Raw genomic sequence first — 23,590 nt, 5'->3', positions numbered from 1 at the left:
GCCCATCGGATGGGCGGCCGGCCGGACCCGCGTCAGTGTCGCGCCGCCTGCACTCCGAGCCGCGCGGCCAGTGCGGCGGCGGTGGCGGGGAACCGCTCGAGCAGGCCGGTTACCTCGTGGTTTCCGGCCGGTCCGGCCTCCTGCCAGCCGCCCTCGAGGCCGAGCAGTGCGGCGAGCGCGTCGCAGGCGGCGGGATTGGCGGCCAGCAGTTCGGATACCGGACCGCGCGGCGCCGCCGCCACCGGCGGTGCGGCCGTGGTGAATTCGACCGACCAGGGCGGCACGAAGGCGTCCACGGCGGGCAGTGCGCCGGGGAAGGTGCGGCCCGCTTCCCGGACCAGGCCGGGGATCAGGTCGCCCGCCTGATCCTTCAGGGTGGTGATCAACTTCGGCAGCCATGGCAGCAGCACCGCGTCCGGCAGCGTGCCGAAGGCCTTCGACAACAGCTCCACCACAAAGGGTTTCAATGCGGGAGCCGGATCGATGGCCTGTACGAAACCGCTCACGTACTGCGGAACCGTCGGCAGCACCAGTGGATTGGCCAGCATCCCGTCGCACCGCGCGCGCAGCTCGGCCATGGTCAGCAGGCCGAGCTGGAACCGTGCCGCCCACAGCAGGGCGACCTTGGCCGGTGCCTCCGGATGCGATTGCAGCACAGCCAGTTCCAGCTGGGTGTGATCGCAGCCCAGCGACAGCGCCAGGTTCTCCATCCCGAACAGGAAGCCCAGCATGGCCGCCACCTGCGCCGGTCCGGTCTCCTCGGCGGCGAAGGCCGTGGGCAGCAGGGTGCAGTAGTGTGCGTACCCCGCTGTCACGAACCGTTCGCACCAGGCCGGCAAGCCGTCCTCGGTGGAGCGGAAGTAGTTGAGCAGCACCCGGATCCGCCGCAGCACGACGGGCGCGTCGTCCACTGTCCGTTCGGCGGCGAGGAGTTCGACCGCGCGAGTGCCCAGCTCGTCGGCGAGCCGGACCGATCCCAGATACACCAGCGCGTCCTCGACCGCGGTCAGCGCCACGGCCGCGGTCGCGTCCGGTGCGGTGACCGCGCGCCGCAGGCGCTGCTCCAGCACCTGCTCCACCGATACGCCCTCGTACCCGAGCTCCACCAGCGAGCGCTGGTGTTTGCCGAGCCCGATGTCCCAGCTCTCCTGGATCGAGGTCTCACCGAGTCCGCGTGAGCCCATGATGGGCCGCAGCGCGTCCTGCGGCAGCAGCCTGCGCAGCAGCCACAGCAGATCCGAGCACGGCCGCAGGTCCGGATTCGCCTTCAGGTCCAGCAGTGCGCGTTGCAGTGTCCGCTTGGACAGATCCAGTCCCAGCGGTGTCAGCCGGTCGAGCACGTCGCGGGCCAGCGGCGGCAGCGCCGCGTACCCGACCTGGCCGATACGGTCGCCGCCGAGCAGGATCTCGCACAGCCGCCGCACATCCCGCCGCCCCGGCACCCGGTCCTTCTCCAGGCAGGTGACGGCCGCGTCCTGGAAGTCGTATGGCGTCGGACGGGCACGATTCCGCAAGCCCGCCAACAGGATCGAGGTCTCGAAGATGGCGATGGCGTCGGCGGTGCTGGCCAGGTAGCCATTGCGCCGGGCCAGCCGGACGATATCCACGGACCATTCCAGGAGTTCGGCCTCGTCGAGCGGGTCCAGTACCGGTGGCCGGGACAGGAAGCCCGAAAGCCGGTCTGTCACTGTGACTTCCGGTTCTGCCGGAAGTGGCAGCTTTTTGGCGCGCTTCTTCGTGCCCTGCTGGCCTTCCAGCTGGAACGACTGCAATTTGCCGCGTCGCAATCCCTTCGCCCAGGTGGCCGCCGCGATCGAGACCGCGCCGCCGGCCAGCCCGAACTGCGCCTCGATGGCGGAATGGCTGGACGGGATCAGTCCGTAGTGCCATTTCGTGGCCGAGCGCGGCGAGATCTCGAACGGCGCCGACGCAGCCAGTCCGAACTGTTCGACCGGGCTGGCCGCATGGGCCGCGCCGCACACGTACAACACCTGTGCCGGATCGATGTCGTTGGCGGCCAAGTGTTCCCGCATGCGGGTCCACATGTGCCGTTCGCGGTCCTCGTCCTCGACGGTGCTGCCGCGCCGCAGCCGCCGGAACAGGCTGCCGATCATCACCATGACCTGGCGGTAGGTGTCGTAGTCGGCGTCCACGAGAGGCTGCTCGACGTACTGGTCCCACCATTCCGACCAGTGCCGGACCTTGCCGTGGTGCAGCAGGTGTTCTTCCAGTTCGGCGAAACGCGGTCGCAGATCACCGATTTCGAGGCCGACCGCGCCGCCGTGCAGGCCGTCGTCCTCGGGCTGCTCGCCGTCGGCGGGTGGCTCCGACTTCTCCTCCTCCAGACCCCACTGGAAGACGTGATCGGTGGATCGATCCACCAGCACCAGTTCGACGCCCGGCGTGTCGAGCGCGTAGGCGATGGCTTGGTACTCGGCCGACGATTCGGTGATCGGCGCGACCACCGACAGCGGCGCCCATTCCGCGGGGAAGCCCTCGACCTCGGTGGCGAAGGCCTGCAACGCAATCGGCAAGCGGCAGTTGCGCAGCTCATCCAGCAGCGGCCGCATGTCCTCGCACAGTTCCAGATAGATGACGCTCGGCTGTTTCTCACGCAGCCGTCGCACCATGGCCAGACCGGAGGCGGGCGAGTGGTGACAGACCGGGAAGATCTCCAGCCGCTCCGACAGCGCCCGGTCGACATCGTCGACGATGCCCGCCAGGATGTCGCCCGCCGCCCCGGGTGCGCCGGCGAACGCGACGGCCGCGTCCGCCAGCTGATCCCGCAGCGCGGCAAAGGTATTCGGTGCCGATGGTTCGCTCGCAAACTCGCTCACGACAGCCTCGCGATCGCCGCCCGGCCGCCCTCGAGGAATTCGCCCCAGGCGGCATCGCCCTTCTTGTCCTTGGTGCGCGGCTCCACGACGCCGTGCAGGTACTTGTTGAGAATGGCCAGGTCCTCGGGCGTGCGCCGGGCCAGCGACCCGACCAGCGAACCGGCGAGGGTCTCCGCGCGCAATTCCTTCGCGCCGAAGAACTGGCTGTGTAGGATGGCGTCCTCGAGCACGCCGATCTGCTCGGCGGTGGACAGCGCCGACTCCAGCTTGTCGTCGTCGCTGGTGGCGGCGGCCGCGGCGGCGCGCAGATCGGCGAAGCTCTCCAGCAGGATGTCCAGCAGTGTCGGCGGCAGTTCCAGTTCGATGGAGTGACGGCGCAACAACTCAGCGGTGCGGAAGCGCACGATCTCCGCCTCGCTCTTCTTGTTGGACACCACCGGAATTCGCACGAAGTTGAAGCGTCGTTTGAGTGCCGACGACAGGTCGTTCACGCCGCGGTCGCGGCTGTTGGCGGTGGCGATGATGGAGAATCCCGGCTGCGCGAACACCACATTGTCGTCATCGAGCTCGGGGATCGAGACGTACTTCTCCGACAGGATGGAGATCAGCGCGTCCTGCACGTCGCTGGTGGAGCGGGTGAGCTCCTCGAAGCGGCCGATCACGCCCTGCTCCATGGCCGTCATGATCGGGGACGGGATCATCGACTCCCGTGACTGGCCCTTCGCGATCACCATGGAGATGTTCCACGAGTATTTGATGTGGTCCTCGGTGGTGCCTGCGGTGCCCTGCACCACCAGCGTGGAATTGCGGCTGATGGCCGCCGACAGCAGCTCGGCCAGCCAGCTCTTGCCGGTGCCGGGATCACCGATGAGCAGCAGACCCCGGTCCGAGGCCAGCGTGACAATGCTGCGCTCGACGAAACTGCGGTCACCGAACCACTTCTGCTCCACCTCGCGGTCCAGCCCGTCGGCGCGTTCGGAGCCGAGAATGAACAGCCGCACCATCTTCGGGCTCAGCCGCCACGCGAACGGCTTGGGGCCGTCGTCGATGGACTCCAGCCAATCCAGTTCCTCGGCGTACTTGACCTCGGCGGGGGCGCGCAAAACGTCGTTCATGATGGCAGGTCTCCTAGTCGAGAAAGTTCTTGAGTTCGTGCACGAGCTTCTGGATGCGTCCGGAAATCACCGGGGTGCCGAGGTTTTTGAACCGCTCGCGGAACCACGGGTTGACGCTCTGATGGCCGGAGCTGTTCACCGAGCCGACCGGGATGAGCTTCACCCCGGAGCGGTGCACCGCCTCCATGGCCTCGAACAGCGGCTGGGAGCGGTCGAACTCGTAGAAGTCCGAAATCCACACCAGCACTGTGTTCTTCGGGTCGGTGATCTTGGGCTGGGCCATGGCCATGGCGACCGGGCCGTCGTTGCCGCCACCGAGATTGGTGCGTAACAGCACCTCGAACGGGTCGTGCACCCACGGGGTGAGATCCAGGGCGCGGGTGTCGTAGGCGATCAGGTGCACATCCACCTTGGGCAGGCCCGCGAAGATCGACGCCAGAATGGTGCAGTTCACCATGGAGTCGACCATGGAACCGGACTGGTCCACCACCACGATCATGCGGGCGGGAACGGTGCGCTTGGCTGTCTGGCGATAGTAGAGCCGGTCGACGTACAGCCGCTCGTCCTGGGGGTTCCAGTTGGGCAGGTTCTTCCAGATCGTCCGGTCCACATCCAGATTGCGCAGGATGCGCTTGGGCGGGACCGAGCGGTCTACGGTGCCGACGCTGGTCTGCTGCACCTGGGTGCGCAGCACTTCGGCGACCTCGTCGATGTAGCGGCGGATGAGGCGTTTGGCATTGGCCAGGGCCACGCCGGACAGATTGTGCTTGTCGCGCAACAGCTGTTCGATAAGCGACATGCTCGGGGTGAGCTGGGCGGCCAGGTGCGGATCGGCGAGCACCTCGCGCAGTCGCATGCGGGACACCAGCTCGCCCTCCAGCCCGGTGAGCACGCCTTGCACGGCACCGGCCTGCTCCTCGCCCAGGCAGCGCCGCAGCCAGTTCGCATCGGACTGCCAGCCCGCCAGCTGGGTGGCGCTGACCTGGCCGGAGCCGGTGGCGAAGACATTCAGCAGCAGCTTGGAAACCAGTGCGGCGGTGCGGACATCGGCCGCACCGATGGACTGGGACGCAGCGGCTTCGGCCTCGCCTCCGGCGGCGTCGGCTGCCGCCCCCTCGGCCGCGGAGTCCCCGATGTCGGAGAAGTCGAGGCTTTCGAACTCCGCCTGCATCTCCGGATAGCGTTGCACCACATTGTCGATGGAGATGCCCGGATCGAGCACGGCCAGCGGCAAACCCAGATCGTCGACGATGCCCGCGCTGGCCTGCTCCAGCGTCGGTTGCTGATCTCCGGTGAAGACACCGGCCAGGAGACGCCAGTACAGGATCTGGCGTCGGGTCTCGTGATTCGTCATTTCCGCAGCAACCGTCCCGCGCGCTCGCGCAACACCGCCACCGCATCGCCCGACTTGGCCTGTGTCTTGGCGACTTTCGGATCCGTCGGGCCGAGCGCCCAATCACCGTTGTGGAAGGCGGTGAGCGCGCTCTTGACCTTGCGCCGCACGGCCAGCGGCCGCACCGACCAGACGCCCGCATCCCAGCGCAGCAATCCGATCATGGCGCTGGACCCGGTCACCCCGGCCGGAGTGAGCGGACCGGCGGACGGCAGCGCATCCAGCTCCACCCGAATCCGCTGCTCACCAAGCTCCAGTACACCGTCGCGGAACCGGTACCCCTCGAGCACAACCGGTTCGGCGATGTGCACCGGATCGCGATCCAGCGGCGCGACGGCCGGGGCCTGCGCCTGCGGCAGTTGCACGGTGGCGGTGACGAACGGATCGGCGGCCTCCCCAGCCTTCGCCCGATCGTCATCCCACAGCAGGTCACCGGTCGCGGTCAGCGGCATATCGGTGAGCTCCAGCGCGCGCTGTTCGGCCAGCGCGGTCAGCAGCTGGCGATGCGTGCCCAACAGCTGCCATACCGCCGGTCCCACAATGGTGTCCACCTTGGCCGCCGCCACCGACACCCGCACCCGGCGGGTCGGTGCGCCCGCGACCTCGAGGACGCCGTGCACCTGTGCCTGTACCGCGGTCCCGTGCTCGTGCAGGTCCACGCCGAGCGGGAGCAGGCGACCCGAAACCGGCTCGGTGGCAGTGGATTCCGCGCCGCGCCAGGACAGCAGCAGGGCGCGCGTCCACAGATCGGCCCAGCGTCGCGCGGGCACCCGGTCCATGGTGGCGATCGGAGCGGACGCGCCCAGTTCGGCGGTGAAGCCGTCCAGCAGCATCGCCAGCCGTCGCAGCGCGGGTTCGGCCAGTAGCGATTCCACGGTCTGATCCGCGGCCGCCACCAGGTCGTGGTCCACGCCGCGCCATCCGGCGATGGCCAGCTCGCCCAGCCAGGCGCGGGAACCCGCCGCGAGCGGGCTCGGCGCGGCCGCATCCGGCGTTGCCGTCCACTCGGATCGATTGCGGCCCATGGCCGTATCGGCCTGTTCGACCAGTGCGTCGTGCACCGCGCCCAGCAGGGCGGCACGGGCGGCGGCCAGCGCCGACAGCTCATCCGCGCCGATCGCTCCCGTGCTCACCTTCGACACCGCCGCCGAAACCGCTTCGGCCAGAGGCGAACCCGCCGCCGTCGCGGCCAGCGCCGCCAGTGCCGCGCTCTGCGGCTCGGAAACCCGGGCGAAGCCATTGACCAGAGCGGAATCGAAGCCGCTCACCGCGTCCAGGGCCGCCTCGACGCCGGCGGGCGCATCCGCCAGCGCGGCCAGTTGTACCGCCTGCATCAGCGACCCACCCCCGCGGGGAACCAGTGCAGCTCCGGAATCGGCGTCGCGCTACCCGGCAGCTCCAGGTAGGTCAGATGCCGCAGGAACCGGCTGAACACCGCGGCGGCCGGAGCCGGATCACGAGTTCCATTGAGACAGTGCGCAAGTCGAGAACCCTCGGGGACCTCGACCCGCAGGAACCGCGCCACCCGGTCCTGCCCGTACTGGAGCACCGCTTCATCGATGAGCGCATCCAGATGCTTGCAGGCCCACCCCTGGTTCAACCCGCCGCACGGCCGGTTGTTGTTGGTGCTGCAGCTCAGCCCGTGCGTCCCCGCGGTCACCGATGCCACGTACACACGTGAGATATCGGAGCCACTCGACACCACCCCTTGCAGGCGTCCGTCCGCCAGCTCGACGAACGGCACCTTGTTCAATTTCCGCGGCGCGACAGCGGGCAAAACCCGCACCACAGAAGCGCTTTCCCAAGCCGGCTCACCCGGCGTGGCACTCGGATTCGAGGCCATCGTTCTCCCTCCCGGTCGATCACGATGCGCCCAAGGTATGTGACCCCACCGACAAGTCCCGTCCGACCCCCGAACCGGCTGGTGAGGGACCTGCCCGCGGCAGTTTCCGGGCCCGGCGACGGCGACCGCCGTGAACGGAGCTCGGTCGCTCGGAGTATCTGTATTTCACTGACTCGCAACGCAATTCCTATGCCCGGCTCGGGAAGCCGTGCAACTCATCACCATTCACATCTCCCGGTGCCGTGACCCCGGTGGCCCACCGGCCACGGGCACTCGGAATTTCACCGCATCCGTGCCCGGGGATGGTTCCCTCGGCTCCACGAAGATCGGTGCGCCCTGCCAACTCGCCGCGCGATAAAATCGATCATGGCTTGGGTTTTCAGCTCGGGGTGACGTGCAATGGGTGATCGGCCGACCGGCGATGCCACCGCTGCCTTCGATCCATTGGCTGATCGGGCAGTGGGTGAGCGGTCCAGCGCGCCGGTCGCGAGTGACGAGCTCGAGCCAGGGGATCGGATCGACGATTTCGATCTGCTGCTGGAGCTGGGCCGCGGCTCGTTCGCCACAGTGTTTCTGGCGCGGCAGCGCTCGATGCAGCGACTGGTGGCGGTGAAGGTTTCCACGGATCACGGCAACGAACCCCAGACGCTCGCCCAGTTGGAGCACGAGTACATCGTTCGGGTCTATGACCAGCGGGTGCTGCCGGACCGCGGGCTGAAGCTCCTGTACATGCAGTACCTGCCGGGGGGAACGCTGGCGGCGGTGCTGAAGAGGGTCCGGGAGACCCCGCCGGAACAACGCAGCGGGCGGTTGCTACTGGACGCCGTCGACGCGGCATTGGAGGAGAAAGGCGAGATCCGCACCACGGGCCTGCGGGTGCGTGAGGAAATCGCCGCCCTGTCGTGGCCGGAGACCGTGGCCTGGCTCGGACGCCGGCTCGCCGAGGCGCTGGACTACGCCGCGCGACAAGGTGTACTGCACCGCGACATCAAGCCCGCGAACATCCTGCTCTCCGCCGACGGTGTGCCGAAGCTGGCCGATTTCAATATCAGTTTCAGTGACCACCTCGCGGGCAGCAGTCCGGTGGCGTACTTCGGCGGTTCCCTGGCCTACATGTCGCCCGAGCACCTCGCCGCGAGCCACCCGGCGCTGCCCGGCACGGTCGACGACTTGGACACGCGCAGTGACATTTACGCCCTCGGCGTCGTGTTGTGGGAGCTGCTGACCGGGCGGCGACCGTTCCCCCGGATCGAGGCGAAGGACTCGAAGGACTATGTCGAGCAGGAGCTCGACCTCCGCCGCCGCCCCATCGCAGGCGAATTCCTGGACGACCTGCCCGCCGACTGCCCGGCCTCGCTGCGCCGGGTGCTGCTGACCTGTCTGTCGCCACGACGGGATGATCGGTGGGCCAATGGCGCGGAGCTGGCTCAGCAATTCGAGCTGTGCCTCGACCCCCGGGCTCGGGATCTGGTCGATGCGCCGCAGCACTCCCCGCGGCCGACCGGACCGCTGTGGCCGCTGCCGATGATCGCCATAGCGATCGGGATACCGAATGTGGTGGCGGCTGGGTACAACTATTACTACAACAAAACGCTCATCGTCAGTAAGCTCACGCCCGCAGCGCAGCGGTCCTTCGACTATGTCGCCTCGGTGCTGTATCCGCTCGCTATCGCGGTGGGCGGAATCCTGATTCTCTACGCGTCGCGCCGCCTCATTGTCGTACCCATTGGTTTGCGGCTCGGATGGAACTACAGCGACGAGACCCTCACTCGGACGCGTGTCGATGCGCTGCGGCTCGGCAACCGGGCGGCGTGGATCGCCTTCGTGTTCTGGGTGCTCTGCGGCGTGATCGTCCCGGTGATGCTGAACCTGATCGCCGGCGGCGTTCCACGCGGCACCTACGTGCATTTCCTGCTGTCGGTCGTCGTGTGCGGCGCAATCGCGGTGGCGTATCCGTACTTCGCGGTCACCTGGTACGTGGTGCGGTGCCTGTATCCCGTCTTCCTCGTGCACGGACGGTCCGACGCCGCCGATATCGATCACCTGGGCTGCCTCGCCGGGCGCACCGGTTTCTACCTCACGGTGGCGGCCGCGGTGCCGCTGGTCGGCGTGACCGGCATCACCTTCCTTCCGGGCGCGGAGATCGAATCCATTATCTGGGCGGTCCGGATCCTGTGCATCGGCGGCATCATCGGCTTCGTGCTCGCCTATCTGCTGTACGGCGTCATCGAGAAAGACATCGAGGCACTCGAACGCATTGCCTCCGCATCCGATACGTGTGACGCAGGCGCGCACGGGCCGAGCCCCGATACGGCATCAGAGACGTCTCGGCGGCAGGACTAGCGGTCAGGGAGTCCCATACGGGTACCGCGGTTGCGCTGGTCCGAGCGGTTCGCGCGGCCGTCCGTGGCCGGCGTCGATCCCCATCGGCGAGTCTCGGTGGGTGCGGGTGCACGCCGGGGAGGGGACGCCGATAATGTGATGGCGGATGAGTTGTTCTACCGCTGTTGCTGACCCGAAGTCGCTGGCCCGCCGTTTTGGACGGGTGATGTGGCTGGTTCCGGCGTTGTGTGTGGCCTTCACCGCGCTGTGCCTGATGCTGCCCGTGTGGCCGTTCAAGCAGATCACCGGTGGGTTCATCGACCTGCAGGTGTATCGGCTGGGCGTGCAGACGCTCTGGCACGGCGGGGATATGTACGGGCAGTTGCCACAGACCACGATCGGGATCGGGCTGCCCTTCATCTATCCGCCGTTCGCCGCGCTGGTGCTGTCGCCGTTCGCGGCGCTGCCTTGGGATGCGGCTCGCACCGGGTTCTTCGTGACCTCGGTGGCCGCGCTGGCGATTTCGTTCTATCTGGTGGCGCGGCGGGTGTGGCCGGGGGAGAGCCGAAAGCGGCTCGGGCTGTGGGTGACCGCCTGCGCCACGCCGCTGGCACTGCTGCTGGAGCCGACTCATTCGACGCTGGATTTCGGGCAGGTCAATCTGCTGCTGATGGTGCTGGTGGTGGCCGACTGTCTGGCGGAGAAGCCGAAGTGGCGGCGCGGCATGCTGATCGGTATCGCGGCCGCGGTGAAACTGACACCGGCCGCGTTCATCCTCTACTTCCTGATCCGGCGTGACTACAAGGCCGCAGTCACGGCCGCGATCACCGGTGCCGTGGCGACCGCGCTGACCTTTGCGGTGTTGCCGCACGCGTCGGTGAAGTACTGGTTCGGCGGGTTGGGCAATGTGTCGGGGCTCAGCGGTTCGGCATTCCACACCAATCAGTCGATTCAGGCCGTGCTGGCTCGGTTCGAGATCCACAAGCCACTGCTCACGATTCTGTGGCTGGTGCTGAGCGCCGCACTGCTGGCGCTGGTGGTACCCGCCATGCGCCGCGCGGTGGACTTCCCGCCGCTGGCCCTCGGAATCAACGCCGTCTTCACGCTGCTGGTATCCCCGATCTCCTGGTCGCACCACTGGATCTGGATCGCCCCGGCCCTGCTGGCGATGCTCGGCTACGCGACCCGGTTGCCCTGGCGCCGTGCCGCGGGCTGGTATCTGATCACCGCGATCACCGCCGCGGTCTTCGTGATCGGCCCGCAGAATTGGCTCCCGGACGGTGAACATCGCGAATCGCACTGGACGCCTTGGCAGCACGTCATCGGCAATACCTACGTCTGGTTCAGCGTGCTGCTGGTGGCGCTGTTCCTGCTCAGCGCCCGGCGTGCGCGGTCCGCCGACCAGGACCGCGCGATTGGTGCGCTGGTACGTTAGGCCCCTTCCTGTTTCATCTCGCGGTAATGCGCCGCGGCTGGACCGGATCGGGGGAAGGGGTTATTCTCGGCCAGGTGTTGACTCCTTCTGAACAAAGATTGGGGGTCCCGTTCGTGCCAGGTGAGTGCTGATGCGCACTTCGAGTACGAATAGGGATGATTCCCGCTTTTCCTTCTGGCTGCGCGTGCGTGAGTTCGCCGTGCCGCCGTCCATGATCGAGACCGCGACCGCCCGACGTTGTGTCGGGGACTGGGCTGGGGCTTGTGCCGCAGCGGGTTTCGATGTCGATATCGATATGCGTTCGCTGGTGCGCGCCCACGGCCGGGAACTTGCCGCTCGGGTGCGGGCCGATCTGCGCCACCTGGCACCGGACCTGTTGCGCTGGCACATGCCGAGGATTGCTCCTGACGGTCTGCTTCGACCGGGGCTGACGATCACCCTGGCACGATACGATTCGGAAGACTCCGGAAGCCGTTGTGGCAGCGAACGTTCCGTGCATCTCGTCGTCCGGACCGCGCCCGCTTGGGCAGATGCCGGCCAGCGAATCAGCCTCGCACTCCGGGACGGATCCCGCTCCGGTTCCGACCTGCACCCGCATTCCCGTCCCAATCGGCGATTCCGGCTCGATCTGCACCGTCATCTGTGGGATGCCCGCCGTGCGGATGAGCTGTGGATGCGTTCCGGTGCAGCGCAATTCGCCGATGAGGGCACACTGAACCCCGAGCTGTCGGAGCTGGTGCCCCCGGGGTGCGCGGTCGGCCGATGGGCGGCCGAGGCGGGAATACTGCTGCAGGCCGAGGGGCGCCGGGCCGGTCCTGTCCTGATTCGGTGCGGCGCCGGGCGGCGGATCGTCGTCGATGTGTCCGTGCCCGACGAAGATTCGCCGGTACTGCGGATCGAGGAGACGTATCCGCGGGGCGGGATGTCCGCGCTGCCGGTGTTGCCCGACGCGGCGACCTGGGTGTTGCCCGATCTGGAACTGCTTCGTGCCGGATCCATCACGCCGGATCGGCTGCATCCACTTGTCGCGTCGGCACTGGTACCGGACCACTCGCCGGTCGATACCTCTCCGATCGCCGATCCGGCGGGCCGGCCGCACCTGGTGGACTGCCGGGGCGAGCTGCACCGCATCGGACCGGTGAACGGGGTGCTGGCCGCACTGGATCACGATCCGGCGGAGATCCGCAGGGAGGAGCTGCTGGTCGCCTTGACCGGCACTCCGCTGCCCTGCCTGCAGGCGATCGACCGGGCGCATCGACATCCGGATTGTCTTGTCGGCGTTCGTGAACGGTTGGACCACGGCGACACCGCCGGTGCGCTGGCCGTCGTCGAAGGTCTGCTCGGCCCCGACGCGCTGCTGCGTGCGGGAGCGCTGCGGGACGAACTGGAAGCGTCCGCGAGACGGCGGATCGGCTACGGACTGTTCCGGGCCGGGCTCACCCTGCCGGTCGGTCGCGATCACACCCCTCGGCGTCGCCGCAACGGCGGTCGCGCGCATCCGCGCCACGCGACCTCACGCTGATCAATTCCTCGATTCCTTTACATCCAAAGGTGATTCACACGTGCCCGTAGAAAACACGTGCGCTCCGACCGCGGAGCGCGCCCACCCTTCCCAACTCGACGTCGCAGGCGAACTGCTGAACCTGCTGGGCGCGGTGACCACCGAGCCGCGCCCGAACATTCAATTGGACGCGCTGACGCTGGCGGTGGCCGCCGACCTGCCGGTGCTGCTGTGGGGCGAGCCCGGGATCGGCAAGACCGCGGCCCTGACCCAGCTCGCGGCATCCCTGGATCTGCCACTGACCACGGTGATCGCGAGTGTGCATGAGCCGTCGGACTTTTCGGGCCTGCCCATCATCGGAGACGACCCGGCGACGCACGGCGTGCCGATGGCGCCGCCGGACTGGGCCGTCCGGCTCGTGCGGGCCGGTCGCGGGCTGCTGTTCCTGGACGAACTGTCGACCGCGCCGCCGGCCGTGCAGGCCGCCCTGCTCCGCCTGGTCCTGGAACGGCGGATCGGTGCGCTGCGCCTGCCGGACGGCGTCCGCATCGTTGCCGCCGCCAACCCGCGCTCCTCGGCGGCCGACGGCTGGGAGCTGAGTCCGCCGCTGGCCAACCGCTTCGTCCATCTGCAGTGGACACACGATCACGATGTGGTCGTCCGGGGTCTCGGCGGCACCTGGCCGCGCGCGACCTTGCCCACGCTCGCTCCGGAAAAGGTCACGGACGCAGTGGCTTTCGCCCGCCGCGCAGTGTGCGCGCTGCTCGCGGCGCGTCCCAAACTCGTCCATCAACTGCCCAGCACCGAAACCCGGAGGGGTGGCGCCTGGCCGTCGCCGCGCAGCTGGGAGATGACAGTACGGCTGATCGCCTTCGCCACCGCGGCCGGCTCCGGACGGGATGTGCTGTCCCTGCTGGTCCGGGGCGCCGTCGGCGACGGTCCCGGTTTCGAACTGCTGACCAGCATCGACCGGATGGACCTGCCCGACCCGGAGATGCTGCTCGCCGATCCGGCCGCCGCCGAGCTGCCCGAGCGTGGCGATCTCCGTCAGGCCGTGCTCGACGGTGTGGTGGCGGCTGTCCGCCGGCGACCGGAGCGATCCCGCTGGGATGCGGCGTGGGCGCTGCTGGTGAAGGCCGTGGAATCCGGGGCGCCCGACCTGGTGGTCGTCCCCGCGACCACCCTCGCCACCCTGCGTCGGGACGACTGGGACGTGCCCGCCTCGATCGAACGACTGGCCGGCATGGTGTCGGTGTCGCAGGGCGCGGACCGCGCCGCGGCCCGGGTTGCCGCGCAGGCGGGCCGATGACACCGGACACCGCGCGGCTCGACCTCGACAAGCTCTTCGCCGCCCGGCTGCTGGCCGCCCGGGCCCGGCCATACCTGGCGACCGCGCTGTTCGCGCTGCACCTGGTCGAGTCGCCACGGGTGCCGACGATGGGTGTGGACCGGTACTGGCGGTGCTACGTGTCACCGGCGTTCGTGAACTACACGCCGGTGGAGGACCTGGCCTCCGTCCTGGTGCACGAGGTGTCGCATCTGCTGCGTGAACATCACAGGCGCAGTGACCGATTCGCCCGGGAACACGACCTGACCGACCCGGCGGAGCGACTACGGATGAATATCGCCGCGGATGCCGAGATCAACGACGATGCGTTCGGCGACGGTCTGGTCCAGCCCGAGGGGGCCGTGCTGCCGTCGACGCTGGGGTTGGGCTCCGGTGAGCTCATGGAGGACTACCTGCGTCAGTTCCGCCTCGGGCCGAGCACCTCGGACCTGGCCTGGCTGGACTGCGGCAGCGGCGCCGACGGCCTCGACCGGGAGTGGGAACTGGGGCCGGACGGCGCGGACGGGCTGAGCGAACAGGAACGCGACGCCGTCCGATTTCGCGTGGCGCAGGGCATTATCGGCCGTCCGGGGCAGACCCCCGAGGGGTGGCGCCGGTGGGCGGAGGAGGCGGTGCACCCGCCACAGCCGTGGCGGGATCTGCTGGGAGCGGCGATCCGCTCGGCGGCCTCCGCCCCCGGCGTCGGCGAGGACTACACCTACGGGCGCCCCGCGCGGCGCTCGGCCGGAGTGCCCGGCGTTGTCCTGCCGAGCCTGCGGCGCACCCCACCCCGCGTCACCGTGATCATCGATACCTCGGGGTCGGTCAGCGACGCCGAGCTGGGCAGCGCGCTGCTCGAAACGGCAGCCATCGCCCGGACCGTGGGCGGCCGCCGCGATTCGGTCACCGTGCTGTCGTGCGACGCCGCGGCCCGGATCTCGGATCCCCTGTGCCGTGCCGAGGGTATCCCGCTGATCGGCGGCGGCGGAACGGATCTGCGCAGCGGCTTCGCCAAAGCGCTACGCGCGCAACCCCGTCCGGATGTGATCGTGGTGCTGACGGACGGTCAGACGCCCTGGCCGCCCGCCCGGCCCGCGTGCCGTACGGTGGTGGGCTTGTTCCGCCGGGACTCCGCCTGGCAGGAAGACGATCCGGAGTACGTACCGGACCGTCCGCCCGCCTGGGCAAGGGTCGTCGACATCGGGTGACGGCCCGGACCGGCCCCGGGCGTCACGGCCGGGATGGTTGACGGCGGTACAGGTGTGGCGCATGGTGGGCCGATGGGCGATGACGTGCGGGCCGGGTTGAAGTTCTCCAGTCTCGACAGTCCCTTGTTCGACGGGGCCGAGGCCACCAAGGGCGATTTGATCGACTATCTGGAGGCGATCGGGGAGCGGATGGTGCTGTCACTGCGGGAGCGGCCGCTGTCGGTGGTGCGGGTGCGGCCGGGGCAGGAGCCGTTCATGCAGAAGAATCTGCCCAAGTACACGCCGGAGTGGGTGCAGCGGGTGACGCTGTGGGCGGGCAGCTCGAAACGGGAGGTGTCCTACGCGGTCTGCGATGACGTGCGGACGTTGCTGTGGTTCGGGAATCAGCGCGCGGTGGAATACCACGTGACGTTGCTGTACGCGGAGGGTCTGGCCGACTATTCCGGCAGCCCAACGCATCTCGTGCTGGATATCGACCCGGCGCCGGATCAGCCCTTCGCGCAGGTCGTCGGGGCCGCGCAGCTCATTCGGGAAGCGTTGTCGGCGGACGGGCTGGCGGGCGCGGTGAAAACCAGTGGCTCCAAGGGCGTTCACATCTTCGTCCCGGTCGTGCCGGGCGTCGATCTCGAGGATGCCGCGGCGGCGACCCGGGCGATCGCCGCGCGGGCCGAACGTCTCGATCCTCGGCTCGCCACCACCGCGTTCATTCGAGAAGACCGGGGCGGCAAGGTCTTTCTCGATTCGACCCGCGCCGGCGGTGCGACGGTGGTGTCGGTCTACAGCCCCCGCATCCGCCCGGGCGCGACCGTCTCGTTCCCGGTCGGCTGGGCGGACCTGCCGAATATCGACCCGCACGACTTCACGATTCGCACGGCGGCCAAGATTCTCGGCGACCGCGATCCCTGGGCCGAGGCCATGCCCGAACCCCAGTCTCTCCCAGCCGATCTCATCGCCGAGGGGCACACCATCCCGGTGGCCCGGGTGCAGGCCATGCACGAGGGCAAGCGCCGCGCCCGCGCCCGCCGGGACAACTGACTCGGGCCGCAGCGTCCCGGATCAGCAGGTGCTCGTCGGCGTCATATTCGTACAGTTCGCCGTAGCGTCCCCATCTATTCGAGAAGAGGCACGCGAAAATAGGCGAGCGCCAGGGCGTCGCCGAATACCGGAAAGAATTACGAGCGTCGGACGGGAGGTCCGGGGGCGTTATCGGTTGTCATTCGGCCGGACCTCCTCACAGTGCTCACACGCGGATTTATCGGTGCACGCGGGGGAGGTCGACCCCGGGATCCGGGGAAGGACGCACACCCTCCCGTCAGAGCTTCGACACCGAGCGATGCGTTCCGAATCGGAAAGCCACCTTGGATTACCCCTTGATCCGGAGAAATCTGTCCTGAGCTTGGGCGTCTCTCGACGTCGTATCAGTGGCCTGTATTCGTACAGGAGCCTCGCCTGTTCAGGTGCGGTATCGAACGTGGACAAGGCTCCCGGAATTGTCAAAAGCCCGCATTTCCATGCGCTGGGCGCCATGCCACAAATCGTCCGCCGAGTCGCCGATCGCACGATTCGGGCGGTTCGCCTACGCTGGTCGGCGTGATGAGAGCGGTGAGCGCGGCGGCGGGGATCGCCCTGATCGGGGCGGCGATCACGGGCTGCGGCGGCTCGTCGAATCAGCAGGCGGTCCCGGCGACGACCGCATCCAAGGCGGCGGTGATGCCGTCGCCGAACACCATCGGACTGTGCGGCGGGGTGGCCGATGCCGATGTCGGCCAGGCGACCGGGCTCAATGGGCTGCAGCGAGTGACGGTGAATCCGCTGGGATGTGCGTGGCAGCGGCCCTCGGGCGGTGGCTACGCGGTGGTATTCCACTGGTTCCGGGGCAGTCCGCTCGCGGACCGCCGGACTCAGATCACCGACGCGCGCCCGTCCGACGTTCAGGTGGCCGGGCAATCCGGCATCGAATGGAAGGGGCCGCAGTCGTGCGAGGTGGCACTTCCGTTCGGGGACAGCGATTTCATCGATTGGTCGGAGCGGGCCGCGATCACGGAGACCGCCAAGGAGCCCTGCAAGGGACTGGAACAGCTGGCGGCGTCCACTCTGACGAAGGCGGGGCAGGGGTAATGCGCACGGTTAGATCGCGAATCGCCTTGGCGGCCTTGCTGATCGCCGCACTCACGGGGTGCTCCCACGGCCCGAAGGAAACACCTGTGCGGGCTGCCGACGACCCGAACCTGCTGGTCGGCTGCGGCCCGCTGGAGGATCAGAAGATCGCGAGCAACCTGCACGTCTCGGGTGTCGAACAGCAGAGCGCCCCCACCGTCTGCAACTGGACCGCCACCGGTCCGAACGGCGGTGCGGTCGACATCACCTACGCCTGGCTGGAGAACGACACCCTGAGCCGTGAGGTCCAGATCGCTGACCAATTCGGTTATCAGGTCGAGCGTTTGGTGATCAAGCACTTCGGCGGCATGTACTGGCGTGACCCGAAGGATCCGAGCACCTGCGCGGTGACCGCCTCCGACACCGGCACCGTCACCTGGTGGGTCCAGAACCGCGACCACGCGGCGCAACCGGACCCGTGCGCGGGGGCCATGGCTCTCATGCAGGCCACCCTCTCGGTAGACGGTGTGTGACCGTCCCGAACCCGCTGCCGGACCAGAAGGCAGCGGCGGCGAGGATTGAGACACTCACCGCCGCAACGGGTTTCGCCGACGCAATCCGACCTGCCCGCTAGGCGGCAGGCGCCGGGGCCGGGGTGGAGTCGGGCGCGGACAGGCGCTGGGCCAGGCCGATGCCGACCGCGATGGCGGCGGGCACACCGGTCAGCACCAGACCGGCCGCCGCGCCCAGCGGAATGCCGATGGCGGCGCCGGCGAGACAGCCCGCGATGCCGGTCGGCACCGACATGACCGCGACGCCGGCGATGGCGCCGCCTGCGGCGCCGATGGCGCAACCGGCCGCGCCGCCGATGAGGGTGCCGATCAGGGTGCCCATCGAGGTGGCCAGACCGAACTGGTTGACCGCCGCGGAGAACGCGGCATCCTGGTCGGCCTGGCTCGCGATGTTCTTCCGCACCGGCGCGGGCAGGGCCGGGGCGGGGACGGCGGCGGCCGGGTCCATGTTCGGGGTGAGGGTGGCGTTGTTGCCGTCGATCCGGGCGGCGATCGGGTGGGCCAGACCGTCATCGGTGATGAACTCGAGCGGGAACTGGGTGACCAGGCCGCCATTGCTGTCCCACACCTGGAACTGACCGTCCTGCGTGGTCAGCGAGCCCAGGTCGGTCGTGACCACGACGGACTTGTCGACCACCCGAGCGGTCCAGTGGATGCCCGGCGCAGCGGCATCGGCATCCTGTGCATTGCAGGCGAGCATGCCGGCGGTGACGGCGGCGGCCAGGCTGTACGCGGTGATTTTCCTCATCGGTGAACCTTCGAAATTCGGGGTGGGTGATTTCGAATGAGGGTGAAAAGGCCAGCACGAATTACACGGCCGCGCAAAGGGATATGCGTCGTGTGCGGTGTGGTGAGAGGTCAGAGTCGTGTGGCGTGTTTCCACCCGCAAACGGGTGAGTGGAACGGATGACTCGGATATGGACTATCGCCGGGGGCCATTGGTCGTCCTCACCTCCTTGCGGCCGGAGCGCACGGAGGCGCTGAGCACGGGTGCACACGAGGAGTCGCCACGGCAGAAGACCGAGGGCGAGCACCCCTCTCGTCGGAGCTTCGGCACTGTACGACGTATCCCCAATGAACAATGACCTTGGGAAGCCACTTCGGGTGACCCCTTAATCCGGGGAAACCTGTCCTAACCCTGGGCGTCTCTCGACGTCGTCGGATCAGTGGCCTGTGTTCGTACAGGAGCCTCGCCTAGCGAGGTGCTGATTGACGCCACAAGTCTGGCAGTAGAGGATTAATTCGTCAATTCGGACATATCACCCAATGGGTGCGTCGTTCGTCTGCCGGACGCCTGCCGTTGGGCCATTATTCGACGAGAAGTGTCGACCACCGTGCAATGTTTGCCCGTGGCCGCCGGAAATCCGGGACGCCGAGTCAGGAGCGCATATGACCGAACCCACAGTATCGTCGAAACCGGAGTCGGTTGCGACGGTGCATCTGTCGCAGTTGCTGAAGGCGCCCGTGATCGCCGCGTCGGGGGAGACCATCGGCCGGGTGGACGACCTCGTCGTGCGCCTGCCGGGTGGCGACACCTATCCGCCGGTGATCGGTGTGGTTGTCGGGATGGGCGGGCGCGATGTGTTCGTCTCCGCCGAACGTATTCGGCTGTTCGAAGCCGATCGGATCGTTCTCTCGGTCAACAAAGTCGACCTGCGGTCCTTCGAGCGGCGGGCGGGTGAGGTGCTGCTGCGCGCCGACATCCTCGGTCACCGGCTCATCGATGTGGAGGCGGTGGAGCTGGTGCACGCCTACGATGTCGAGCTCGATCGGGTCGGCGCGCCCGACGACTCCGGTTCGGGCTGGGTGCTGGCGCGACTGGACACCCGCCGTCCGGCTCGCCTGTTCGGGCTGATCAAGTCCAGCGGCGGGCACGCCTCCCGGGATTGGAAGGCGTTCGAACCGCTGATCGGCCATGAGCAGTCGCTGACGCTGCGGGTCAGCAGCCGGTTGCGCGGGCTCAAGCCCGCTGAGATCGCCGACCTGCTGGAGGACGCCGACAAGCACGAGCAGGACGAGATCCTGGATCAAGTGCACGACGATCCCGAACTGGAGGCGGACGTCTTCGAGGAGCTCGACTCCGACAAGTCCAGCCGCCTGCTCAACGACATGTCCGATTCGGAAGTCGCGGCCCTGCTCGGGCGCATGCGCGCCGACGACGCGGCCGACTCCATCATCGAGCTCAAGCAGTCACGCCGCCGGCGTGTGCTCGACCTGATGCCGCCCGGGCAGCGCGTCAAGGTCGTTACGCTGATGGGGTTCAATCCCGACAGCGCCGGCGGACTGATGAACGTCGACTTCGTCTCGTGTCCGCTGGATACCATGGCGGCACAGGCGCTTTCGGTGGTATCGGCCGCGCACGCCTTGCAGCCGGAGGCCCTGCTGAAGGTGCACGTACTCGACTCCGGCCACCTGGTGGGCGTGGTCTCGGTGATCGCGCTGCTGCAAACCGACCCGGCCACGCCGGTCGCCGACATCATGGACGCCGATCCGGTGCGGGTCGCACCCGAGACCGATATCACCGACATCGCCTTGCTGATGGCCGATTACAACCTGTACGCCGTGCCGGTGGTGGACGACGCCGACCGGGTGCTCGGCGTGGTCACCGTCGACGATGTGCTCGAGGATGTCATTCCCGAGGACTGGCGGCGCCGGGAACCCGCGCCTCGACCGCCTCGGCCGGTCACCACCGGATCCAGCGACAACCCGGACGGCGCGGCACAGCTATGACCAATACCGAGGAAAACCGTTCCACCCCTAACGGATCCGGACCACAGCCGCCGGGGGGGAGCGGACAGCCCACTGCCGTCGAGAAGTCCGCGACCGCCGAGAAGTCCGCGACCGCCGAGAAGTCCACCGCCGTCAAGGATTCCGCCGCAGTGGTGACGAATCGTCAGTCGGCCGTGCTGGATTCGGCGCACCTGGGTGATATCGAGGGCGCGCTCGGCAAGATCAAGGTCGGTGACATCGAGCATTCGCGCACGTTCAAGACCCGGATGCTGACACTGCTGGCCATTATCGGCCCCGGGCTGATCGTCATGGTCGGTGACAACGACGCCGGTGGTGTCGCCACCTATGCGCAGGCCGGGCAGAACTACGGCTACAGCCTGCTGTGGGTGCTGCTGCTGTTGATCCCGGTACTGATCGTCAACCAGGAGATGGTGGTTCGCCTGGGCGCGGTCACCGGCGTCGGGCATGCGCGGCTCATCAACGAGCGCTTCGGTCGCGGCTGGGGCTGGTTCTCGGTGGGCGATCTCTTCGTTCTGAACTTCCTCACCATCGTGACCGAGTTCATCGGTGTCAGCCTGGCCGCGGAGTATTTCGGCATCTCGAAGTACATCGTGGTGCCGGTGGCGGCCGCGGCGCTGGTGGCGATCATGGCCACCGGCAGCTTCCAGCGGTGGGAACGGGCGATGTTCGTCTTCATCCTGATCACCCTGCTGCAGATACCGATGCTGTTGCTGTCGCATCCCGACTGGGGACGCGCCGCGAAGGACTTCGTGGTGCCCGGCATCTCGGGCGGGGCGAGCTCGGACGCGGTGCTGCTGATCATCGCGATCGTCGGCACCACCGTCGCGCCGTGGCAGCTGTTCTTCCAGCAGTCCAATATCGTCGACAAGCGCATCACCCCGCGGTTCATCGGCTATGAGCGGGCCGACACCACCCTGGGTGCGTTCGTCGTGGTGATCGGCGCGGCCGCGCTCATGATGGCAGCCGACTACGCCGCGCGCGCCAACGACGCGGTCGGGAAGTTCATCGACGCGGGCGACATCGCGCACCTGCTCGGCAATGTCCACCACATGCTGGGATCGGTCTTCGCGATCGTGCTGCTGGATGCGTCGATCATCGGCGCGGCGGCGGTCACCCTGGCCACCAGCTACGCCTTCGGCGATGTGTTCGGCATCAAGCACTCGCTGCACCGCGGGTTCAAGGACGCCAGGCAGTTCTATCTGTCCTATATCGCGATGGTGGTGCTCGCCGCGGGCATCGTGCTGATTCCGGGTGCGCCGCTGGGTCTGATCACCACCGCCGTGCAGGCCCTGGCCGGGCTGCTGCTGCCCAGCGCCAGCGTGTTCCTGCTGCTGCTGTGCAACGACCCGCAGGTGCTCGGGCCGTGGGTGAACCGTACCTGGCTGAACATCGTGGCGGCGGTCATCGTCGGTGTGCTGCTGGTGTTGTCCGGAATCCTCATGGGCACCACGCTGTTCCCGGACCTGAATGTCGTCTCGACCGCCGGATACCTTGCGGTCGGGCTGGTTGTCCTGGCCGTGATCGCGGCGGCGGTGCTGAGATTCACGCAGCGCCGGGCGCCCGCGCCTGCGCCGCCGCCCCGGTTCGACGCGTCCGCGAAGGACACCTGGCGGATGCCGCCGCTGACGCTGCTGGAACCGGTTGTCTGGTCGGCCGGCACGCGGCTGGGCATGATCGCCCTGCGTGCCTATCTGGTGGTCGGCGCGATCCTGCTGCTGGTCAAGGCGATTCAGCTGGGCCGGGGCTGACGGCGGCGGGCGCGGCCCAGCTCAGTGCTCGAGGAACGTGGCGACGATGTTCCAGAACATGTTCGGGTCCACGCTGTTGAAATCCCAGCTCTCGGTGAGGCTGTGCGTGGTGCTGACGATGCTCGGGATGTCGAAGTCGTGCCGGGTGGCGGTGCCCTTGGCCTCCACGGCGGTGACGACGTAGGCGGTGGCGGTTTCTGCGGTGTGGGGCACGAGGAAGCTCCAATCGAGGACCGGGAACCGGATGGGGACGCGTGGCCGTGGACAGCGTCGGCCACAACCACGCATCGCAAACGCCGTGGCGAGCCTCGCGGCAGGCACGGCCTGGCGTTTCCGTCCAGTTTTGTTTCCGCCCGCGCCGCGCGGGAGTTCCGAAGACGCCAAACCGGGCCGGGACACGCCAACCTTGCTGTGTGGTTGCCGGAATACCGTATGGTAGGTGCGATTTCGGCCTGCGCGCGGGGTCCTTCTTTCATTGATCGTCGCGTTCGCGCCAGCGGTGCACGGCACGCCGCAGGCTGGCCGGATCCGCGTATCCCAGGAATTCCGCCTGCTGAGCGCGTGGAAGGTGTTCGGCCCGTTGCAATCTGCGGCGACGCGCCCGGTCCACCTCACGGCGCCAGGTGGTTCCGGCCTCGGTCAGGCGGCGTTGCAGTGATCTTGGTGAGGTCAGCAGCCGCCGCGCTACCACTTCCAATGTCGCCGTGCTCTCGTCGAGGGCGCCGTCGAGGACGTCGCCGAGCCGTTCCAGCCAGCTGACGCCGGACTCGGGAGTGGCCGGCAGCGTGGCCGCGTAGGACAGCAGCACGGCCGTCAATTCGGGATCGGCCGACTTCATGGGTAGCGCCAGATCCGCGGTCCGCAGCGTCAGGGAGTCGACCGGTTTCCCGAAATCGATTGCGCGGGTGCGGAACAGCTCGGTGACGGCGGTGAGGTCGACCGGCGCGGCCTGCCGGAAGGTCACCCGCGCGGGCACAATCGGGGAGCGGGTGGCCGCCCGGCCCCGGCGCACGAGGAGCGCGAAAGCCGCCTGCACCAACAGTTCCCGCCCGCGGCAGTCCTCCACCCCGGACAGCACCTCGTAGCAGACCTCGTGTTCGGTGCGATTCACGACCCGGAAGTTGTAACTCGTTGTCAGACTGCCGGTGTGGCGTACGCAGACTTCCAGTGCCGCGCCCAGGGTCTCCGCCGACAGGAACAAGTACTCCAGCAGCCCGAATTCGCCGGTGGCACTGTCCTCCGGCACCCGCAGAGCGATATCCGGGTCACCGGTTTCCTCTTCGAGCAGCTCCCACACCCGCAGGCAATACCGGGACGACACCCGCGTACCCTCGCCGCCCTCGCGCCAGGCGGGGACCCCGGCCAGCCGGGCGATCCGCTCCGGGTCGAGCCCCGCCCGGGCCGCCCGCTCCAGTGTGAACCGGGCCATCAGAATGCTGTC

Annotated in this window: 18 protein-coding genes and 2 riboswitches; of the genes, 10 read left to right on the top strand and 8 right to left on the bottom strand. The window is 68.1% G+C overall.

From position 1 onward, the window contains the following. Positions 1 to 32: 32 nt before the first annotated feature. Genes ACIRRA_RS36070 through ACIRRA_RS36050 form a run of 5 tightly spaced genes read right to left on the bottom strand, consistent with a single transcriptional unit; the run spans position 33 to position 7,089 of the window. Positions 33 to 2,837, bottom strand: coding sequence for a DUF5682 family protein (locus ACIRRA_RS36070; RefSeq protein WP_402777587.1), 2,805 nt, complete (start codon positions 2,835 to 2,837; stop codon positions 33 to 35). Continuing rightward, positions 2,834 to 3,952 (bottom strand): AAA family ATPase, encoded by a 1,119-nt coding sequence (locus ACIRRA_RS36065; RefSeq protein ID WP_354835976.1) that lies wholly within the window; start codon positions 3,950 to 3,952, stop codon positions 2,834 to 2,836. The genes ACIRRA_RS36070 and ACIRRA_RS36065 overlap by 4 nt, the downstream gene beginning before the upstream one ends. 13 nt (positions 3,953 to 3,965) lie before the next feature. Beyond that, positions 3,966 to 5,306, bottom strand: coding sequence for a VWA domain-containing protein (locus tag ACIRRA_RS36060; protein ID WP_402777584.1), 1,341 nt, complete (start codon positions 5,304 to 5,306; stop codon positions 3,966 to 3,968). Beyond that, positions 5,303 to 6,679, bottom strand: coding sequence for a hypothetical protein (locus ACIRRA_RS36055; RefSeq protein ID WP_402777581.1), 1,377 nt, complete (start codon positions 6,677 to 6,679; stop codon positions 5,303 to 5,305). Before ACIRRA_RS36055 ends, ACIRRA_RS36060 begins: the two co-directional genes overlap by 4 nt. Continuing rightward, positions 6,679 to 7,089, bottom strand: coding sequence for a hypothetical protein (locus ACIRRA_RS36050; protein ID WP_356999960.1), 411 nt, complete (start codon positions 7,087 to 7,089; stop codon positions 6,679 to 6,681). Before ACIRRA_RS36050 ends, ACIRRA_RS36055 begins: the two co-directional genes overlap by 1 nt. A 498-nt stretch (positions 7,090 to 7,587) precedes the next feature. Here ACIRRA_RS36050 and ACIRRA_RS36045 point away from each other — a divergent pair, with 498 nt between their 5' ends. The 8 genes from ACIRRA_RS36045 (at position 7,588) to ACIRRA_RS36010 (ending at position 17,611) form a co-directional block, all read left to right on the top strand. Then, a complete protein-coding gene (locus tag ACIRRA_RS36045; protein ID WP_402777577.1) occupies positions 7,588 to 9,531 on the top strand; it encodes a serine/threonine-protein kinase in 1,944 nt (647 codons plus the stop codon). A 145-nt stretch (positions 9,532 to 9,676) separates the two neighbouring features. Beyond that, complete coding sequence (locus ACIRRA_RS36040) at positions 9,677 to 10,945, top strand: glycosyltransferase 87 family protein (protein WP_402777574.1); 1,269 nt, start codon at positions 9,677 to 9,679, stop codon at positions 10,943 to 10,945. 130 nt (positions 10,946 to 11,075) lie between these two features. After that, positions 11,076 to 12,467, top strand: a complete 1,392-nt coding sequence (locus ACIRRA_RS36035) for a hypothetical protein (protein ID WP_402777571.1) — start codon at positions 11,076 to 11,078, stop codon at positions 12,465 to 12,467. A 40-nt stretch (positions 12,468 to 12,507) separates the two neighbouring features. Next, on the top strand, positions 12,508 to 13,755 hold the full coding sequence (locus tag ACIRRA_RS36030) for an AAA family ATPase (protein WP_402777568.1): 1,248 nt from the start codon (positions 12,508 to 12,510) through the stop codon (positions 13,753 to 13,755). After that, positions 13,752 to 14,981 (top strand): VWA-like domain-containing protein, encoded by a 1,230-nt coding sequence (locus ACIRRA_RS36025; RefSeq protein WP_402777565.1) that lies wholly within the window; start codon positions 13,752 to 13,754, stop codon positions 14,979 to 14,981. The genes ACIRRA_RS36030 and ACIRRA_RS36025 overlap by 4 nt, the downstream gene beginning before the upstream one ends. Positions 14,982 to 15,053: 72 nt before the next feature. Further along, positions 15,054 to 16,016 (top strand): DNA polymerase domain-containing protein, encoded by a 963-nt coding sequence (locus ACIRRA_RS36020; RefSeq protein WP_402777562.1) that lies wholly within the window; start codon positions 15,054 to 15,056, stop codon positions 16,014 to 16,016. 262 nt (positions 16,017 to 16,278) lie between these two features. Further along, positions 16,279 to 16,446: riboswitch (M-box (ykoK) riboswitch) on the bottom strand. Between the two features lie 128 nt (positions 16,447 to 16,574). Continuing rightward, positions 16,575 to 17,099 carry a DUF3558 family protein gene (locus ACIRRA_RS36015; protein WP_402777690.1) on the top strand — a complete coding sequence of 175 codons (525 nt, stop codon included), beginning with the start codon at positions 16,575 to 16,577 and terminating at the stop codon, positions 17,097 to 17,099. Beyond that, positions 17,099 to 17,611 (top strand): DUF3558 domain-containing protein, encoded by a 513-nt coding sequence (locus ACIRRA_RS36010; RefSeq protein ID WP_402777559.1) that lies wholly within the window; start codon positions 17,099 to 17,101, stop codon positions 17,609 to 17,611. Before ACIRRA_RS36015 ends, ACIRRA_RS36010 begins: the two co-directional genes overlap by 1 nt. A 97-nt stretch (positions 17,612 to 17,708) precedes the next feature. On the opposite strand, the gene ACIRRA_RS36005 is transcribed toward ACIRRA_RS36010, so the two are convergent. After that, positions 17,709 to 18,398, bottom strand: coding sequence for a hypothetical protein (locus ACIRRA_RS36005; RefSeq protein WP_402777556.1), 690 nt, complete (start codon positions 18,396 to 18,398; stop codon positions 17,709 to 17,711). Between the two features lie 279 nt (positions 18,399 to 18,677). After that, positions 18,678 to 18,859, bottom strand: a riboswitch (M-box (ykoK) riboswitch). A 180-nt stretch (positions 18,860 to 19,039) separates the two neighbouring features. On the opposite strand from ACIRRA_RS36005, the gene ACIRRA_RS36000 reads away from it, so the two are divergent. Then, on the top strand, positions 19,040 to 20,380 hold the full coding sequence (locus ACIRRA_RS36000) for a magnesium transporter MgtE N-terminal domain-containing protein (protein ID WP_402777553.1): 1,341 nt from the start codon (positions 19,040 to 19,042) through the stop codon (positions 20,378 to 20,380). A gap of 173 nt (positions 20,381 to 20,553) precedes the next feature. Further along, positions 20,554 to 22,149, top strand: a complete 1,596-nt coding sequence (locus tag ACIRRA_RS35995) for an Nramp family divalent metal transporter (protein WP_402777687.1) — start codon at positions 20,554 to 20,556, stop codon at positions 22,147 to 22,149. Between the two features lie 21 nt (positions 22,150 to 22,170). On the opposite strand, the gene ACIRRA_RS35990 is transcribed toward ACIRRA_RS35995, so the two are convergent. Both ACIRRA_RS35990 and ACIRRA_RS35985 read right to left on the bottom strand, forming a co-directional pair. After that, positions 22,171 to 22,362 carry a hypothetical protein gene (locus ACIRRA_RS35990; protein ID WP_230329320.1) on the bottom strand — a complete coding sequence of 64 codons (192 nt, stop codon included), beginning with the start codon at positions 22,360 to 22,362 and terminating at the stop codon, positions 22,171 to 22,173. Positions 22,363 to 22,621: 259 nt separating this feature from the next. Further along, positions 22,622 to 23,578 carry an AraC family transcriptional regulator ligand-binding domain-containing protein gene (locus ACIRRA_RS35985; RefSeq protein WP_402777548.1) on the bottom strand — a complete coding sequence of 319 codons (957 nt, stop codon included), beginning with the start codon at positions 23,576 to 23,578 and terminating at the stop codon, positions 22,622 to 22,624. Positions 23,579 to 23,590: the final 12 nt, after the last annotated feature.

Source organism: Nocardia sp. NPDC101769 (genome assembly GCF_044766925.1).
Lineage (GTDB): Bacteria > Actinomycetota > Actinomycetes > Mycobacteriales > Mycobacteriaceae > Nocardia.
The sequence above is the reverse complement of the archived record's forward strand: the minus strand, read 5'-3'. Positions and strand labels throughout refer to the sequence as shown.